This is a genomic window from Bacteroides oleiciplenus YIT 12058, assembly GCF_000315485.1.
GTDB classification, from domain to species: domain Bacteria; phylum Bacteroidota; class Bacteroidia; order Bacteroidales; family Bacteroidaceae; genus Bacteroides; species Bacteroides oleiciplenus.
Map to the genome: position 1 here is coordinate 1538567 of NZ_JH992941.1, position 16489 is coordinate 1555055.

A 16489-nucleotide genomic window follows, 5' to 3' on the forward strand; every position below is an offset into this window, starting at 1 on the left:
ATAAAAGGAGGAAAAAATAAGGAATAAGTAAAAAAGAAGCGGGCGAAGCAGATGTTTTTGTTTACATCTGTTCGTCCGCCAAGTCCATGCGGTTGAAGGTGAATCTTCAGCCGATAATTATTTCTCGATACCGAGGAGCTCTACTTCGAATATCAAAGTTGAGAACGGTTGGATTTGACCGCCTGTTTCTTTGCCACCGTAAGCCAGTTCCTGAGGAATATAAAGTTCCCACTTAGAACCTACAGGCATCATAGTGAGGGCTTCTGTCCAACCTTTGATTACCTGGTTGGCACGGAAAGTAGCCGGTTCGTTACGTTTGAAAGAGCTGTCGAATTCAACACCTTCAATGGTAGTACCTTTGTAGTTTACTTTCACCTTGCTGGTATCAGCAGGGATTTCACCGTTTCCTTTGGTGATGATTTTGTATTGCAGACCGCTCGGAGTGGTTACAACACCTTCTTTAGTCTTGTTGTCAGCGAGGAACTTCTCACCGGCAGCTTTGTTATCAGCGTATTTAACGGCCAATGCTTTCTCTTGAACGGCATTCATGCCTTCACGCATGTAAGTAGTGGCAGCTTCTTTGCTCATAACGTTGGTCTTACCCGTAACACCTGCGATGAAACCTGCTAACATGTTTTCGCGGCTGATGCTTTGAGTAGAGTCGTTACCGAAGATTTGTTGGTTGAAGCCTTCTACCCATTGTTTGCCTACCATCTGGCCGATTTGTATACCAGTCAGGTAAGCAACGTCTTTCTTGCTGGTTTTAGAAGCACCTTCGTTGAAACCTTTGATGAAATCTGCCATCTGCAGGGTGTCAACGCCTTGTTGCATCAGATACTGAGTCAAACCTTCAGTACGAGCCATACCGATGGCGTAAGATAATGAGTCAACGTCTGTTTTCAGATTCGCTTTCGGGCTTTGTGCAGTACAGGAAGCTAAACCTGCGCCTACTGCGAGAGCCATGATTAATGTTACTTTTTTCATTTTGCTTTTTACTGTTTATTTTTATTTTTGGGATAATATTTCGAGCAATTCCACATCGAATACCAATGTGCTGTGGGGCGGAATCATTTCGCCTGCGCCTTGTGCGCCGTATGCCAGGTCGGAAGGAATGTAGAGTTTCCACTTGGCGCCTTCGGGCATCAGTTGCAAGGCTTCTACCCAGCCGGGGATTACCTGGTTCACACCGAATACGGCAGGTTGTCCACGCTTGATGGAGCTGTCGAACAGGGTTCCGTCAATCAGCGTACCTTCGTAGTGACATTTCACTTGGTCGGTGGCTGTTGCATACTTTCCTACGTTGCCTTCGTTGATGACTTCGTATTGCAGGCCGCTGGGCAGGGTAACCACGCCCGGGCGTTTTTTGTTTTCTTCCAGAAAAGACTTGCCTTGTTCAACGGCGGCGGCATTCATTTTATCTTCCAGTTCGGCGAAGTATTTGTTCACTATGTCGCGGGCTTCTGCGTGCGCAATAGCGGTTTTGTTTCCTTCTAATACATCTTTGATAGCTTGTGCAAAGTCATCTACTTCGATGCCTTTAGCACCCATGCTTAATAAATTCTGACCTATTCCGAGGCCGATAGCGTAGCTAAATTTATCCATATATCTATTGGGTTGAGACTGAAAGTGATTTATCTTTCAATCAGTTGCAAAATTACAAGTTGCAAAAGTAAGTGTTTTATTCGAATGATTTGCGCTTTTAAGATTTAAATTTTCTTATATCTGTGGCAACTTCGGCAATCTTCCGTATTTTTGTAAGAAACTAACCGTAATAATAAGAAGGAGATTTGGTATGAAGAACTTGGTTATTTTGTCCGGTGCCGGGATGAGCGCCGAGAGTGGCATCAGTACATTTCGTGATGCTGGCGGATTGTGGGACAAATATCCGGTGATGCAGGTGGCCAGCGCCGAGGGATATGTGCGCGACCCGGAGCTGGTGATTAACTTCTACAATGAGCGCCGCAAGCAGTTGCTCGATGTGAAGCCGAACGAAGGTCATGTTGGCCTTGCCGAACTGGAGAAGGACTTTCATGTGACGGTGGTCACGCAGAATGTGGATAACCTGCACGAGCGTGCCGGAAGCACGCACGTCATCCATCTGCACGGCGAACTGACGAAGGTTTGTTCGAGCCGTGACCCTTATAATCCCCGTTACGTCAGGGAGTTGAAGCCGGAAGAGTATGAAGTGAAGATGGGCGACAAGGCGGGCGACGGCAGTCAGTTGCGTCCGTTCATCGTCTGGTTTGGTGAAGCTGTACCGGAGATAGAGACAGCTATCAACTATGTGGAGAAAGCGGACATCTTTGTGATTATAGGTACTTCGATGAATGTATATCCGGCCGCAGGCCTGCTGAACTATGTGCCCCGCGCGGCGGAAGTCTATCTGATTGACCCGAAACCTGTGGATACCCATTCGATGAGGCGGATACATGTGATTCAAAAAGGAGCTTCGGAAGGGGTGAAAGAGCTAAAGAAAGAGATTCTGGGCTAACTGCCAGTACTATAGTAATCTACAGACAGATATTTTTGCCATCTTTTGCCACTGCATTGGCAAACTTTTGCCATAGGCATGGCAAAGTCTTGCCATCGCGGTGGCAAAGTTTTGCCAAGCCTATGGCAAGAATTCGTTTGTTAGTAGGTGAAAAAGATGGGATTACTTTGCCTTCCGCAACTTACTTCTTCAGCACTACCCGCACCACGAACCATGCATGGTGTGCCACGGTACTTATCAATCCGTAGTGCTGCGCCATGATGCGGAAGCGTTCCCGCAGGGATGCTTTTTGGTTCTGTGTGGTCATGCCTTCTTCCAGATAATCGATAAGTGTGAGATGCGTGTTGTGCAGCGTCCGCGCTTTTTTCATGATGCGGATGCACCAGTCGAAGTCGGCGGAGAAACGGTAGCGCATATCGTAGGGCATAGCCAGACTACGTTTGGCGAAAAATGCTTGGTGGCAGACGAGCATACCTTGCTTGAAGCTTTTCCACGTCAGCACTTCGGGGGCGGAGAGGCGGCGCATGCGCAGGAAGTGCCCTTCTTTGTCAACCAGGGCGGTCTCACCGTAAATGACGTCCGGCAGTTCGCCAATCCCCAGGGTATGCACCAACTGTTGCAGCGTGTCGTCTTCGTGGAAGCTGTCGCCGGCGTTGAGGAAACAGAGGTAGTCGCCCGTAGCCAGATTGATGCCCTTGTTCATGGCGTCGTACAGTCCCTTGTCCGGTTCGCTGACAATCCGGGTGATGCGGTCGCGGTACTTTTCGGCAATGGCGAGGGTGCGGTCCCGGGATGCACCGTCTACGATGATGTACTCCACATGATGGTAGGTTTGTGAGATGACACTCTGTATCGTGTCTTCCAATACGGCCTCGGCATTGTAAGTCACGGTGATGATGCTGAACTTCGGGGTGGGACGGTTATGCATGTCTTCCGGTTATTTTGTTATAAACGTCGATGTATCTCTTGGCGATGGCTCTTTCGGAATAGTTGCTGACGGCTTTCCGGACGGCTTGTTCGGCGAGGGTGTCGTATTCCGGTTCGGTCAGTATCCAGTAGATACCGTTGGCGAAATCCTCGGCCGACTTGTATTGCGCCACATATCCGTTGTGCAGATGGTCTATCATCTCCGGTATGCCGCCCACGTTGAAGCCTACGCAGGGGGTGCCGCACGACATGGACTCTATGATGGTGTTCGGCAGATTTTCTTCCAATGCCGGGGTAACGAAGAGGTCTACAGCGTTGTAGATGTCCACCAGTTGATGCTCGTTGTGGATGAAGTTGAGCGGATATACCTTGAAAGGCAACATGTGTTCCAATTGCTCGGACTGGTTGCCGAAGACGACAACGCCCAGTTGGTCTTTCAGTTCCGGATGCTTCTCTGCCAGCAGTTTACAGGCCTTAATCATGTAGTCGATGCCTTTCCGCTCATCCGTAATCTTTGCCGAGCCGAACAAGATGAGTTTACTGTCTTGCGGAAGCATGCATTTGTTGCGGGCTTCCTTCTGGTTGTGCGGCTTGAAGAGGTTGGTATTGATAGGATTGGGAATACTCGTGATGCTGTGCCCGCTGAACAGGGCGCTCTTCTGAACGCGCTCTTCCAGCCAGTGGCTACAGGCTACGAAGTTAATGTGGCGCCCTTCATACAACTTTTGCTTTTTGAGGAAGATGCGGTGGGAGAGGTCTCGTTTCCGGCTTCCGCCGTGGATGAAGGGGCAATGGTGGCATTCTTGTTCGTAGTGCGTGCAGCCGCCGGAGTAGTGGCAGATGCCGGTGCAGGGCCACATGTCATGCAGGGTCCATACCACGGGCTTGCCCGAGGCAAGAATCTTCTCGATGTTCTTTAGGGAAAGCATCCCCTGGTTTATCCAGTGAAGGTGTATGATGTCCGCTTGCTGAAACTCCGGCAGGGTGGTGATATCCGTGCCGGTATTGGCTATGTCTACGGCGAAGAGATGCCTTTTATTGAAGTGGTTGGCTTTCCAGATAACAATCCGTTCCCATACGAATTTCCACACCATGCGCAGGTTGTGGTTCAGTTCTACGACGGTGATCTGTTCGGTTTGTTTGTCGCGCACCAGCAGCTTGGCCTTGATGCCGCTATTCTTAAGGGCTTCCATGAGGCGACTGGCGGCTACGGCTGGCCCGCCTATCTTCTCTGTGGTATTGATAAGTAGTATTCTCATTGTATCACCTTTTTCTTTTTTAGATTTTGATAGAGAGTGAGATATTCCTTTGCAACGACTTCACTGGAATATTGTTCAAAGACCCGGCTTCGCATAGTTTCCTTCGATAGAGAGGTTTGAGCTTCGGTCACTCCCCACCGGATGCCTTCTGCCAGGCTGTCGGCAGAGAGATAGTCGGCGAGGAAACCGTTTTCCTTGTGCCGGATGATGTCTGCCTGTCCGCTGTTGCCGAAAGATACGGGGATGCAACCGCAGGCTTGTGCTTCGATGAGAGTCTGCCCGAATGTCTCGTAGAAGGAAGCGGAGACGGTGACGTCTGCGGCGGAGTATAGCTGTGAGAGTTTACCGGTGTCGCCGATTCTTCCGAAATAAGTATAGCTGACGGGGATGGCGGCAAACAGTTTTTCCGGATGCTTGATTCTTCCGAACAGGGCGAGATGAAGTTCTTCCTCCCGGAAGTGATTCTTTTTAATCAGCAGGCGGAGTGCTTGCAGCAGGTATTCCACTCCTTTGATGGGGTCGTCGATGCGGGCGGCACCGAAAAGGATGATGTGCTTGTCGGCGGGCAAGTCCAGCTCTTTTCGGGACGATGCTTTGTCCAACATCCGGAAGTCGGCGGGGGAAAGGGTATTGGGGATGACGGAAACAGTTTTTTCCTGGAGTAAGGTGCTTTGGCGGACTTGCGAGGAGAGCCATGTGCTGACGGCAACGATATTCAGTTGGTCGGCATGGGCGAAGAGTTTCTGTTTCTTCTTGAATACCCGGTGTGCCAGGTCGTTCCGGCCGGGGAAGCGCAGGAAGCGGCAGTTCCGGCATTCACTTTTGAAAAGCGTGCAGGTGTGGGCGTGGTGGCAGATGGCTGTGCACTCCCACATGTCGTGCATGGTCCAGACGACCGGTTTGCCCGATTCGAGGATTTCCTGTATGTTGCGGATGGAGAGCATTCCCTGGTTAATCCAGTGAAGATGTATGATGTCGGCTTCGCGGAACGCTGGTAGGCGGGTTACGTTGAAGCCGGTGTTGGCAATGGATACGGTGAAAAGGTTTTTCCGGCTGAAAAGGTTGTTCGTCCAGATAACCAGTCTTTCGAAGAGGAAGGTACATTTCTTTTGCCAGTTCTTGCCCACCGGAATCACTAATTTCGACTGGCTTTCTTTGTGCAGAACGAGCATTTTCACCTCTGTTCCCGCTGTATGGAGCGATTCCATCAGGCGTCTGGCGGCAATGGCGGCTCCACCTGTTTTCTCGGACGTATTGATAATAAGTACTCTCATGTTGCGGAATGTTTTGGCAAAAGTACAGCTTTTACTGCTTTCTATCCACAAATTCGCGGTTTTTTTAGCCAGTAAAGGCTAAAGTATCTATCTTTGCAAGGGAATAACTATAGTAATAATCATATGGGAGAAAAAGGCTTGAAATGGTTGGAGCAGCTCTGGCAGTGCTTCCTCAGCATCGTAAAAATCCTGTTGCAGTCCAAGTGGAGCACACGTTTGCCGTCTTCTTTCAGCAATCCGGATGAGTTGCTGATACTGGCTAACGGTCCCTCACTGAACCGCACGGTGGAAGAATCGGCAGATTTCATTAAGGGAAAAACCTTGTTGGCAGTGAATTTCTGTGTTACCTCGCCCATGTTCGAGCGCCTTCGCCCCGAAATCTATCTGATTGCAGACCCGTTGTTCTGGATTGTTCCGGAAAAGCGCATACAACTCTTCAAGACGATGGCCGAGAAAACCACGTGGGACATGAACTTCTTTGTTCCCGCCCGCGCCCTGAAGAACAAAGACTGGCAACCGCTTCTGGCTGGCAATCCCCACATCAAACTCTATATTTACAACACCACCCCGATTGAAGGTTTCCAAAGCTTCTGCAACTGGATATTTCGCCGGGGCTGGGGCGTTCCCCGTCCGCACAACGTATTGATACCTTCCATTGCTGTGGGGCTTCGCTTACCTTTCAAGAAGATTTATCTGGCAGGTGCCGACCATTCCTGGCTGCCGGAAATCACTGTAACCGATGATAACGTAGTACTGATGCATCAGAAGCACTTCTACGACCAGAATAAATCGCAGGCCGACACCGTGAAACAGGAAAACCTGAACAGCGCGCGGCTCTACACCATACTTTATCACATGCACGTAGCTTTCAAGTCCTATTTCATACTCGAAGCTTACGCCCGACGGCTGGGTAAGGAGGTAATCAATGTCACCCCCGGCTCTTATATCGACGCTTTTAAACGGATGAAATTATGAAAGATGGAATAATTATTCAGGCACGCACCGGCTCCACCCGGTTGCACAACAAGATTTTGCTCCCCTTCTATGGTGAACAACGCATTATCGACATTCTGATAGCCAATATCAAACAGGCCTGTCCGGACAAATGTATCGTGCTTGCCACTACCAACCGTCCGCAAGACGATGTGCTGGCCGAAGTAGCCCACCGGGCGGGTATTCTTAGCTTCCGTGGTGATGAAGACAACGTGCTCGACCGCTTTATCCGTGCCGCCGAAGTCTTCGGCATCGACCGTTTCATCCGTGTTTGCTCGGACAATCCTTTCCTGCGCCCCGAAACTTTCAACACCTTCTTTGCCGAACACACTTTCTCACCGGCAGATTATATCGCCTACGGTTTTGCCGACGGACGCCCTACCATCAAGTCGCATCTGGGATTGTATGCTGAACTGACTACCACGGATGCCTTGCGCCGTGCAGCTGTCTCTACCCAAGAGAAACTCTATGTGGAGCATGTCACCATCTATCTCTATACGCATCCTGAAGCCTTCAATGTGCGCCTTTTGCCATTGCCCACTGAACTGGAAGGTCGCTTCGACCTTCGCTTCACGCTCGATACGATGGAAGACTTCACCCTGTTGCAGGAACTTTATGCCACCTTCAACGAGAAGACCGACCATAGCGTTCATGCTCTCTTGCGACTGGTGGAAGCACATCCCGAATACCGTGCCAAGATGCTGGAGAACATTGCCCGGAACGAAAAATAAGAGAACAGATTATGAGTACATATATAATAGGAGAAATCGGCCAGAACCATAACGGTTCCGTTGATATAGCCAAGTTGATTGTCGACTTGGTATCCCGCCCTGTCCGCGAGGAAGTGTTCAATATAGAACTTCGTCCGATGGATGCCGTGAAAATGACCAAACGTGATTTGAATGAGGAACTGACAGACTCTCAGATGAATCGTCCTTACGATTCTCCCCATTCCTTCGGGCGTACCTACGGCGAGCACCGCGCTTTTCTGGAACTGACGGACGAGGAGCACTTTGAAGTCTATAAGCACGCCAAGTCTTTAGGACTCGACTTTGTAGAAACGCTCTGTTCAAAAGGTTGCCTCTCCCTGCTGAAACTTTTCACGCCCGACCGCCTGAAAGTGGCAAGCCGCGACCTTACTAATCTGCCGTTGCTGGAAGTAATGGCGGAAACACGGATACCCATTATCCTGTCCACCGGCATGGCAGGCAGGAAAGAGCTGGATGATGCCCTGGAAGTAATTACCCGTTATCATACTAATATTTCCATCCTGCACTGTGTATCCCAATACCCCACCCAGCCCGACAATCTCAACCTGCGGACTATCGGCTATCTGAAACAACATTACGGTCAGTACACTATCGGCTTTTCCGATCATACCATCGGTATAGCCGCCCCTATTGTTGCCGTAGGTATGGGTGCGGAAATGATAGAGAAGCATGTCACTATCGACCGTCGCATGAAAGGAACCGACCAGCAAGGCTCGCTCGGTCCCGACGGAGTGAACCGTATGATACGTGACATCCGCATCGCCGAACGCTGGTTAGGAAAAGAAGAATTGTATATCGACGCTTCTGTTGCGTCGGCAAAGGTGAAGCTTGAACGCTCCATCGCTACCAATAAAACCTTGCATCCCGGTGATGTCGTTACTGAGAATGACATCCATCTGCTGAGCCCCGGTGACGGTTTCAAGTGGGCGGAGCGCGACAAGGTGGTAGGGCATAAGGTGCTGAAAGAAATTCCGCGTAATGAAATCATCTATTCTTCACTGATAGAATCATGAAATTAGCTGCCGTTGTTGTTCTATATCATCCGGACGAGAATCTGGTCCGCAATATAAACAGCTATCTGCCGCAGGTGGATACCTTGGTTTTATGGGACAATACGCCCGAAGGGGAGAAGACAACTTCTCTTTCCTTATCCGGTGTCTGTCATCCGGAGCGCTTGGAGTACATGGGATGTGGGCGAAATGTAGGTATTGGTGCGGCACTGAACCAGGCCGTTGCCTATGCCCGTGATAATGGTTTTACGCATTTGCTGACGCTGGACCAGGACAGTTATTTCCGGGAAGGAGACTTCCAGCGATATCTGGAAAACATCCGTGCTTACGGTGAAGATGCGGAAGCTATCTTCTCTACCAATTACTTCATCGTTTCCCAGCAAATTTCCTCCTATCCGGTGACGGAGAGTGTAGAAGAGGTTGCCTCTGCCATGACTTCCGGCACCATCTATCCTGTGGCACTCTTCGAAAAGCTGGGTAACTTCATGGAAGAGCTCTTCGTCTGGGGCATCGACTGTGAATTCTGCTGGCGTGCCCGCAGGAGGCAGATTCCGACTTATTGTTTCAGGAATGTCCTGTTGCAGCACGATTTGGGCTATCAGAAAAAGAAACACCGTTTGTTCGGCAAAGAAGTGTTTCCAAATGAGTATCCTCCCCAACGCACCTATTATAATGTGCGAAATGGTATCATTCTTCACCAACTTTACCCCGATTGCCTGAACCTGAAAGCCCATCTCCACTATCATCTTTATAAACGGATTGTCTTTGTCCTGCTTTACGAGCAACAGAAGTTTGCTAAGTGGAAAGCCCTTTGGGAAGGTTACCGGGATGGCAAGCGCAATCGTTTAGGCGAAAGAAAATAATTCATAACTCAAAAATATCTCTTATGTTACCCAAGTTAGTTATTACAGATATCGACGGTGTTTGGACAGATGGCGGAATGTATTATTCGGCCGAAGGTGATATAATGAAACGTTTCTCCGTAAAAGACGGATGGGGTGTTATCTTTCTTCGTGAGCTGGGTATCCCCGTAGCTATCATGACGGGGGAGAATTCCCAATTGGTGCAGAAGCGTGCCGACAAATTGAAGATTTCCCGTTGCTACCTGCACGTGGGTGACAAGTTGACGAAAGCGAAAGAGGTCTGCGAAGAAATGGGCATCACTCTGGCAGATGTCGCCTTTATCGGTGACGACCTGAATGATATACACCTGTTGCGTGCTGTGGGCTTTAGTGCTTCTCCCTGCAATACACCCGATTATGTGAAGCGCGAAGTGAACTATGTGACGGCAGCTCATGGCGGCTTCGGTGCATTCCGTGAGTTTGTAGAGAAGATACTGGCAGACAACAGCATGCTGGAAACAGTGCTTCAGAAATTCATGTGAAACAATTAATAGCTGGTATTTGAAATAGCCCGGATAATCTCTTCTTTTTCCGGAGTAGAGAACGTGCAGGGGTAGCTCTGCATACCTTCTACGGCCTTTAGTCCTTTCTGGGCATATCTCCAGTCGCCCAGCTTATTCACCCAGCGTAATGGGGGATATTTCTGTGTGAATTCCATGATTTTCCTTTTACTGGAAATCTCGGCTGTATCTCTGGGCATATCGCTGATGTTGCAGATAAAGGAAAAGGCCTCTTCAAGTTTACAACCCTCCTGTGCTTCCAGCAATTCGGCCAGCGCCAAGAGGAAACCTTGATATTCTGATTGATACTTATGGGATGTCTTGATGACGGAAACAGGCACGGTGGTTTCCGTTGCCGAACCTGCAATACGTTCGCGGGCACTGTAGAAATATGGCAGTGTGGCATACTTGCCGAAAATAAGTGCTGCATGGTTGAAGAACTCCTCAGCCAGAAACAGATTGCGAAAACGCAGACTGCCGTCCGGATTAAAACAAGCTGCATACATCCTCTGAAAAACATCTGTCCGGATGACGGAATAGAGCAGGGAAGCATACATGTTCTTTTCTTGGGAAAGTCTTTCCCGGGGAGTTTCACCCGTTATCTGTTTGTCGAAATAGCGGATATACCGGGGATAAAAAGATATCTTTTTTTTGCGGGGTGTGAAGGTCAGGTAATGACCTTGTGCAGTGCTATAATCGGGATGTGCATCCAGAAAAGAAGCCATCTGGGCAATGGCTGAAGGCACGGTGAAATCATCATCGGCACAATATAGCACATAAGGAGTGCAAATCATCGGGAGCACCTCTTTTAATTTCAGCAGAAAATGCAGCTTAGGGCGGTGCAGATACGTCATGTCCGGGTACTTCTCTGCATCAGCAAACGGCTGGTCGGATGAATCGGGAACGAGGATTTTTATATCTGTGCGGCTATAATAGTCGAGTAGTCTGCGCAGGCGCTCGGGGCGGTTGTGCGCAGGGATGATTACGGTTACATTTTGCAGGGTCATCATTCTATGGTTTTCTTTTTAAACAGATATTGAAGGCTTTCCCGGAATACGGTGGACTTCAGGCTCCACATAAGAAATATGTAAAGGGAAGCAGCCAAGGTGATCTTTACCAGCAGGGAAAGATAGATATTCTCTATAAAACTTGCCACCCAATACGTGAAAGTCATTATAGCTACGGAAATGATAAGGTAGGGAGCAATGTCCTTCAATGTATTGAACAGGGAAATCCCGATATGCTTGTGGGCAAAATAATGCCAGACTAGTAGCCAGAGGATATTAGCAGCAGTATAAACTATCAGCATGACATTCAGCCCATATGGATAGCTGCCCCATACGCATAACAATTGGAAAATGCCCAGTGCGATGGTGTTCCACATATAGATATTCGGACGCCCGAGGCTATTCATCAGATTGGAGTATAAAGTTGCAATGGGCATGAAAGCTCCCCATACGCATAATATCTGCATGACGGGTACGCAAGGTAGCCATTTCTCAGTGATGGTTATAACTATCAATTCCCGTGAAACGATGCCCAGTCCCAGCATGGCGGGGAAGCTGACGAAAGCGGTGAAGCGCATCAGTTTGCGGAATATGTTTTGCAGGCGTTGCAAATCTTCCGAAGCTTCTCTGAATACGGGTTGCCCCACGCTGTTTATCATTCCGAAGATGGTGGAGTAACCCATAGTGGTCCACTTGCTTCCTTGCGAATAGTAACCCGCCTGTTTGATAGTATAGAAATATCCCAGCAGGGCGGAGAAGATGTTATTGTTGATATGTGTGAACAGTGAAGTAAAAAGCAGTTTACTGCTGAAAGGCAACAATGCCCGCAGCGGGCGCATATTGAATGAAAGCGTGGGATGCCAGGGCGAGAATATCCAGAGCAAGATGGTATTAATGCTAACATACAGGACTGTTTGTAGGGCAATTCCCCAATATCCCCAGCCGTGATAGGCACAAGTGACGCCTGTGACTCCCGAGATGATGATGGCAGCTATTTGTATCTGACTGCGTTCTTTCACCATAAGGTTACGGAAGAAGTACGCTGTGGGTGCAGTGCCAAAGCTTCCGATAAAGAAACTGAGGAATTGGAAGCGTGCCAATTGTGTCAGTTCCGGCGTATCATAGAAGTTGGCGATGAAAGGGGCACAGATAAAAAGTATCAGATAGAGTGATGCGCCGATGCTGATGTTGAACCAGAATACAGCGTTATAATCTTCGTGCTTTACCTCTTTCCTGTTGACAAGAGCCAGGATGAAACCACTTTCGGAGAAGACTCCAGCCATGGCTGAGAAGATGGTCAACACAGCTACCATACCGTAGTCGGTGCTGGTCAACAGACGGGCAAGGAATATTCCAAAGACGAGGTTCAGCAATTGCATAGCGCCATTGCCTATGCCGCCCCACAATAATCCTTTGGCTGTTTTTTCTTTTAGTGATGCTCCTGCCATTGCTTGCTTGATTTGTGATTAAGATACTGTTTAATTGCGCTTAAATCTCGGATAAATTGCTCTTAAATTGCTCGTAAAGACTAACTCGTATATAGTTTATTATTAGATTGTTATCTTCTGAGTCTTGGATAAATCTCGGATAATTCTCGTTTAAATCTCGGATAATTCTCATTTAAATCTACTCTTTTCTCAATTGCCAGTTAGATATACTTCCTTGTCTCTGATTCACAATTTTATTGCATGACCGTAATTTTGATAATAAATTCTTTACTTTGATAAGCTTCTGACTATCCTCCAATATATCAGGCAACTTTTTCCAAAGTAGTTTGGTTATTTCTTCTCTTGTAAGTATTTCATGTTCAGCCAGTGCTTTTAAAATTAAATCACAATAATAGCTGTCTTCAAATCCTTTATTGTTGGAATAAACTGTTTTCTGATCCAATTGTTGAGCGACTGGTTTTGCAATAAATAGATTCGGCTTTCTCCCCTCAATAAGCTTTTTCTTTCTGAGATGGGATACCTCTTCATCTGATATCGGACGATTCAGTTGTATGCGGTTAAGCGCTTCGACCTCTACTAAAGTCAAATCCTGTTTCTTAGCTAATATATTGGCATATTCCATATTCAGAATCTTTCCGATAATGGTGACTTGCACTCTGTCATTTTCAATAAAATAATCGGGTAATGGAAACAGCCGTTGCCTTTGGAAGTTGAACATCTTTCTAATGCCGCTTCCTATCGTGTCCACCATCTGTAGTCCTACCATTGCACGAGCCAGGAAAGGATTTCGGTAAACTTCTTCCGGCGCATTGTCTTTCAATACATTGCTGATTGCACGGGGAATAAAACTTCCTTTATTGGTAAATACAAGTCTATCTTCGTATTCTACTACGTTGATTTGTCCTCCTAATGTATAATCCTGGTGTGCTATCGCGTTATTTATGGCTTCGCGAATGACGTACGGCTCATATGTATCCACTTCTTCGGGGAATAGCGTACGGAACTCAGGATTAATATACCGATATTTCAAATTACGTATTTTCTGGTAGATTTCTTCAATGGAGATGATAAACGGACAACTTTTAATCTCATAATCCCGCTCCGTTCCTTGTGAATCTTTAAGTATCCAACGTATCTTGGCTACTGCCGGTGAGATGAGGACCTCACTTTCTTCTTTTCCCAATAGGACAATGGCGGCATTGGTTATTTTGCCTTTTATAGTCAGTTTTGCCTTATTAAGAAAGGTGACATCATCCCATTCTGCTATTTCAGTGGCATTCTTTTTGTTTTTAGCGCTGTATAATGAACGTGCTATGGAAATAGCTTTAGGATCTAAATCGTCAAAAGTCGCTCCTTTTACAATCCGGGCACTCCAATCGGACTGCTGGCTTTGATTACGGATAGATTCTAACTCATGCAGGCTCAAGGCAACTAATGATTCACCATCGCGACCATAATAGTGTCCTTTATAGGACGTAGGAATTCCTTTGGGGGCTGCCGGAATTTGGAACATAATAACTCTTTTCCCCTGATACATGATTTCATGTATTTCCGTAAAAGTGATACCACAGTTGGTTCCTTCGGCTATTTCTCTTTTCAGGGCATCGAGTGAGGGGCGTGTCGGTTTATATGAGCTACCTAAAATGGCATGAGTTTTATCATGAATGCCGAATAACAACCAGGCAAATCCTTCCTGACTAAGATTGGCTTCATTGCTAAGTGCAGAGAAGTATTCTCCCAACTTTTGTGTATCGAATCCATTCTGAGCCTTTTTGAATTCTACAACTTCATTTTCTCCTGGCAAATGGATGAAATCTTCCAGAAGTTTTATGAGTTCTTGAGTTGTCATTCGGCATTAAGATTATTGTTTATTTCACTTCACTACCCGGTTTCACCTCCTTCATGGTAGTAACCACAGAGAGTGATCCGTCAAAGTTCTCGGCAGAAAGAATCATACCCTCGCTGACAATCCCTTTCAGCTTGCGCGGTGCAAGGTTGGCAACAAAGCATACCTGTTTGCCTACCAGTTCTTCCGGCTTGTAGTGCTGTGCAATGCCGCTTACGATGGTACGGTTTTCCAATCCGTCGGCAATCTTGAATTGCAGCAACTTGTCGGCTTTGGGCACCTTCTGACATTCCAGTACGGTGCCGACACGGATATCCAGCTTCATGAAGTCGTCGAACTCAATATTCTGGCGGATAGGATTTGCCTTATAGTTAGCTTCTTCGTTGGCTTTCTTCGTATCGAGCAACTTCTGTACCTGTGCTTCGATTACACTGTCCTCTATCTTTTCGAAGAGCAGTTCGGGAGTGCCCAATTGGTGTCCGGCAGACAGTAAATCAGTGCTTCCCAGAGTTGCCCAGTCGAAGCTTTCCATATTCAGCATGTTGCGCAATTTCTCGCTGCTGAATGGCAGGAACGGTTCGAAAGCAATGGCAAGGTTGGCAACCAGTTGCAGGGAGATGCTCAGGATAGTTGCTACGCGGTCCATATCCGTCTTGGCAATCTTCCAAGGTTCGGTATCTGCCAGGTATTTGTTACCGATGCGGGCGAGGTTCATAGCCTCTTTCTGTGCATCGCGGAATTTGAATACATCAAGCAACTTTTCTACTTCCGCTTTCACGTCGGAGAATTCTTTCAGTGTTTCGCGGTCATAGTCCGTCAGTTCGCCGGCGGCAGGCACCACACCATCGAAATACTTTTTGGTGAGTTGCAGGGCGCGGTTCACAAAGTTACCGTAAACGGCTACCAGCTCGTTGTTATTGCGTGCCTGGAAATCCTTCCAGGTGAAGTCGTTGTCTTTGGTTTCCGGGGCATTGGCGGTGAGCACGTAGCGCAGCACATCCTGTTTGCCGGGGAAGTCTGCCAGATACTCGTGCAACCATACAGCCCAGTTGCGTGAAGTGGAAATTTTGTCGCCTTCCAGGTTCAGGAACTCGTTGCTCGGTACGTTGTCCGGCAGGATGAAACTACCTTCCGCTTTCAGCATGGCAGGGAATACGATACAGTGGAACACGATGTTATCCTTACCGATGAAGTGAACAAGACGTGTTTCAGGGTCTTTCCACCATTTCTCCCAAGAGTCGGGCAATAATTCTTTCGTGTTGCTGATGTAGCCGATAGGGGCATCAAACCATACATATAGCACTTTGCCCTCGGCACCTTCTACGGGTACGGGAATACCCCAGTCGAGGTCGCGGCTTACGGCACGGGGTTGTAGACCCATGTCGAGCCAGCTCTTGCATTGACCGTATACATTGGGACGCCATTCTTTATGGTCTTCCAGAATCCACTGGCGGAGCCAGCTTTCGTGTTTGTCGAGCGGCAGATACCAGTGTTTCGTTTCGCGCATCACGGGTGCACTTCCGCTGATGGCACTCTTCGGATTAATCAGGTCCGTGGGGCTGAGGCTGGTGCCGCACTTCTCGCACTGGTCGCCGTAAGCGCCCTCAGCGTGGCAGTGGGGACATTCGCCTGTGATATAACGGTCGGCAAGGAAAGTCTTGGCTTCCTCGTCGTAGTATTGCATACTGGTTTTTTCGATGAACTCACCTTTCTCGTACAGCTTGCGGAAGAACTCGGAAGCTGTATCATGATGCGTCTTCGAAGTAGTGCGGCTGTACACGTCAAATGATACGCCGAATTCCTTGAATGAGTCTTTGATAAGTGTATGGTAACGGTCTACGATATCCTGCGGCGTCACGCCCTCTTTCTTGGCACGGATAGTGATGGGTACTCCGTGCTCGTCCGAACCACCGATAAAGATTACATCTTCCTTTTTCAGTCTCAGGTAGCGGACGTAGATATCGGCGGGTACATAAACTCCTGCCAGATGTCCGATATGAACCGGTCCGTTAGCGTAGGGCAATGCCGACGTAACGGTAGTGCGTTTGAATTTCTTTTCCAT

Annotated in this window: 15 protein-coding genes; 6 read left to right on the forward strand and 9 right to left on the reverse strand. The window is 48.0% G+C overall.

All coding sequences use genetic code 11. From position 1 onward, the window contains the following. Positions 1-117: 117 nt before the first annotated feature. Together HMPREF9447_RS13375 and HMPREF9447_RS13380 are read right to left on the reverse strand one after the other, a co-directional pair. Entirely contained in the window at positions 118-984 is an 867-nt protein-coding gene (locus HMPREF9447_RS13375; RefSeq protein ID WP_009130277.1) for an FKBP-type peptidyl-prolyl cis-trans isomerase, read from the reverse strand. Positions 985-1005: 21 nt separating this feature from the next. Continuing rightward, complete coding sequence (locus tag HMPREF9447_RS13380) at positions 1006-1602, reverse strand: FKBP-type peptidyl-prolyl cis-trans isomerase (RefSeq protein ID WP_009130278.1); 597 nt, start codon at positions 1600-1602, stop codon at positions 1006-1008. Between the two features lie 190 nt (positions 1603-1792). Here HMPREF9447_RS13380 and HMPREF9447_RS13385 point away from each other — a divergent pair, with 190 nt between their 5' ends. Continuing rightward, positions 1793-2491, forward strand: coding sequence for an SIR2 family NAD-dependent protein deacylase (locus tag HMPREF9447_RS13385; RefSeq protein WP_009130279.1), 699 nt, complete (start codon positions 1793-1795; stop codon positions 2489-2491). Between the two features lie 181 nt (positions 2492-2672). Here the strand turns inward: HMPREF9447_RS13385 and HMPREF9447_RS13390 are convergent, their stop codons facing one another. Genes HMPREF9447_RS13390 through HMPREF9447_RS13400 form a run of 3 tightly spaced genes read right to left on the reverse strand, consistent with a single transcriptional unit; the run spans position 2673 to position 5951 of the window. After that, positions 2673-3419 carry a glycosyltransferase family 2 protein gene (locus tag HMPREF9447_RS13390; RefSeq protein ID WP_009130280.1) on the reverse strand — a complete coding sequence of 249 codons (747 nt, stop codon included), beginning with the start codon at positions 3417-3419 and terminating at the stop codon, positions 2673-2675. Then, positions 3412-4677: a glycosyltransferase family 4 protein gene (locus tag HMPREF9447_RS13395; RefSeq protein ID WP_009130281.1), complete on the reverse strand. Its 1266-nt coding sequence runs from the start codon at positions 4675-4677 to the stop codon at positions 3412-3414. The genes HMPREF9447_RS13390 and HMPREF9447_RS13395 overlap by 8 nt, the downstream gene beginning before the upstream one ends. Further along, positions 4674-5951: a glycosyltransferase gene (locus tag HMPREF9447_RS13400; RefSeq protein WP_044138185.1), complete on the reverse strand. Its 1278-nt coding sequence runs from the start codon at positions 5949-5951 to the stop codon at positions 4674-4676. Before HMPREF9447_RS13400 ends, HMPREF9447_RS13395 begins: the two co-directional genes overlap by 4 nt. A gap of 123 nt (positions 5952-6074) precedes the next feature. Here HMPREF9447_RS13400 and HMPREF9447_RS13405 point away from each other — a divergent pair, with 123 nt between their 5' ends. The 5 genes from HMPREF9447_RS13405 to HMPREF9447_RS13425 are packed head-to-tail and all read left to right on the forward strand — an operon-like array spanning position 6075 to position 10108. After that, the gene (locus HMPREF9447_RS13405; protein WP_009130283.1) at positions 6075-6926 is read left to right on the forward strand and encodes a hypothetical protein; all 852 of its coding nucleotides are present in this window, start codon (positions 6075-6077) and stop codon (positions 6924-6926) included. Continuing rightward, entirely contained in the window at positions 6923-7675 is a 753-nt protein-coding gene (locus HMPREF9447_RS13410; protein WP_009130284.1) for a cytidylyltransferase domain-containing protein, read from the forward strand. The genes HMPREF9447_RS13405 and HMPREF9447_RS13410 overlap by 4 nt, the downstream gene beginning before the upstream one ends. An 8-nt stretch (positions 7676-7683) precedes the next feature. Then, a complete protein-coding gene (locus HMPREF9447_RS13415; RefSeq protein ID WP_044138083.1) occupies positions 7684-8727 on the forward strand; it encodes an N-acetylneuraminate synthase family protein in 1044 nt (347 codons plus the stop codon). Continuing rightward, positions 8724-9587: a glycosyltransferase gene (locus tag HMPREF9447_RS13420; protein WP_009130286.1), complete on the forward strand. Its 864-nt coding sequence runs from the start codon at positions 8724-8726 to the stop codon at positions 9585-9587. The genes HMPREF9447_RS13415 and HMPREF9447_RS13420 overlap by 4 nt, the downstream gene beginning before the upstream one ends. Positions 9588-9610: 23 nt before the next feature. Continuing rightward, positions 9611-10108: a KdsC family phosphatase gene (locus HMPREF9447_RS13425; RefSeq protein ID WP_009130287.1), complete on the forward strand. Its 498-nt coding sequence runs from the start codon at positions 9611-9613 to the stop codon at positions 10106-10108. A gap of 5 nt (positions 10109-10113) precedes the next feature. Here the strand turns inward: HMPREF9447_RS13425 and HMPREF9447_RS13430 are convergent, their stop codons facing one another. The 4 genes from HMPREF9447_RS13430 to metG form a co-directional block, all read right to left on the reverse strand. Then, positions 10114-11136, reverse strand: a complete 1023-nt coding sequence (locus tag HMPREF9447_RS13430) for a glycosyltransferase family 2 protein (RefSeq protein WP_009130288.1) — start codon at positions 11134-11136, stop codon at positions 10114-10116. After that, complete coding sequence (locus HMPREF9447_RS13435) at positions 11133-12581, reverse strand: lipopolysaccharide biosynthesis protein (protein WP_009130289.1); 1449 nt, start codon at positions 12579-12581, stop codon at positions 11133-11135. Before HMPREF9447_RS13435 ends, HMPREF9447_RS13430 begins: the two co-directional genes overlap by 4 nt. A gap of 178 nt (positions 12582-12759) precedes the next feature. Continuing rightward, positions 12760-14430 carry an RNA-binding domain-containing protein gene (locus HMPREF9447_RS13440; RefSeq protein ID WP_009130290.1) on the reverse strand — a complete coding sequence of 557 codons (1671 nt, stop codon included), beginning with the start codon at positions 14428-14430 and terminating at the stop codon, positions 12760-12762. Between the two features lie 19 nt (positions 14431-14449). Beyond that, complete coding sequence (gene metG / locus HMPREF9447_RS13445) at positions 14450-16489, reverse strand: methionine--tRNA ligase (RefSeq protein ID WP_009130291.1); 2040 nt, start codon at positions 16487-16489, stop codon at positions 14450-14452.

Coding starts and splice junctions, on each gene's coding strand:
- HMPREF9447_RS13390 (WP_009130280.1), bottom strand. CDS start 3,419: ATGCATAACCGTCCCACCCCGAAGTTCAGCATCATCACCGTGACTTAC.
- HMPREF9447_RS13435 (WP_009130289.1), bottom strand. CDS start 12,581: ATGGCAGGAGCATCACTAAAAGAAAAAACAGCCAAAGGATTATTGTGG.
- HMPREF9447_RS13375 (WP_009130277.1), bottom strand. CDS start 984: ATGAAAAAAGTAACATTAATCATGGCTCTCGCAGTAGGCGCAGGTTTA.
- HMPREF9447_RS13400 (WP_044138185.1), bottom strand. CDS start 5,951: ATGAGAGTACTTATTATCAATACGTCCGAGAAAACAGGTGGAGCCGCC.
- metG (WP_009130291.1), bottom strand. CDS start 16,489: ATGGAAAAGAAATTCAAACGCACTACCGTTACGTCGGCATTGCCCTAC.
- HMPREF9447_RS13395 (WP_009130281.1), bottom strand. CDS start 4,677: ATGAGAATACTACTTATCAATACCACAGAGAAGATAGGCGGGCCAGCC.
- HMPREF9447_RS13385 (WP_009130279.1), top strand. CDS start 1,793: ATGAAGAACTTGGTTATTTTGTCCGGTGCCGGGATGAGCGCCGAGAGT.
- HMPREF9447_RS13425 (WP_009130287.1), top strand. CDS start 9,611: ATGTTACCCAAGTTAGTTATTACAGATATCGACGGTGTTTGGACAGAT.
- HMPREF9447_RS13380 (WP_009130278.1), bottom strand. CDS start 1,602: ATGGATAAATTTAGCTACGCTATCGGCCTCGGAATAGGTCAGAATTTA.
- HMPREF9447_RS13405 (WP_009130283.1), top strand. CDS start 6,075: ATGGGAGAAAAAGGCTTGAAATGGTTGGAGCAGCTCTGGCAGTGCTTC.
- HMPREF9447_RS13430 (WP_009130288.1), bottom strand. CDS start 11,136: ATGATGACCCTGCAAAATGTAACCGTAATCATCCCTGCGCACAACCGC.
- HMPREF9447_RS13440 (WP_009130290.1), bottom strand. CDS start 14,430: ATGACAACTCAAGAACTCATAAAACTTCTGGAAGATTTCATCCATTTG.
- HMPREF9447_RS13420 (WP_009130286.1), top strand. CDS start 8,724: ATGAAATTAGCTGCCGTTGTTGTTCTATATCATCCGGACGAGAATCTG.
- HMPREF9447_RS13410 (WP_009130284.1), top strand. CDS start 6,923: ATGAAAGATGGAATAATTATTCAGGCACGCACCGGCTCCACCCGGTTG.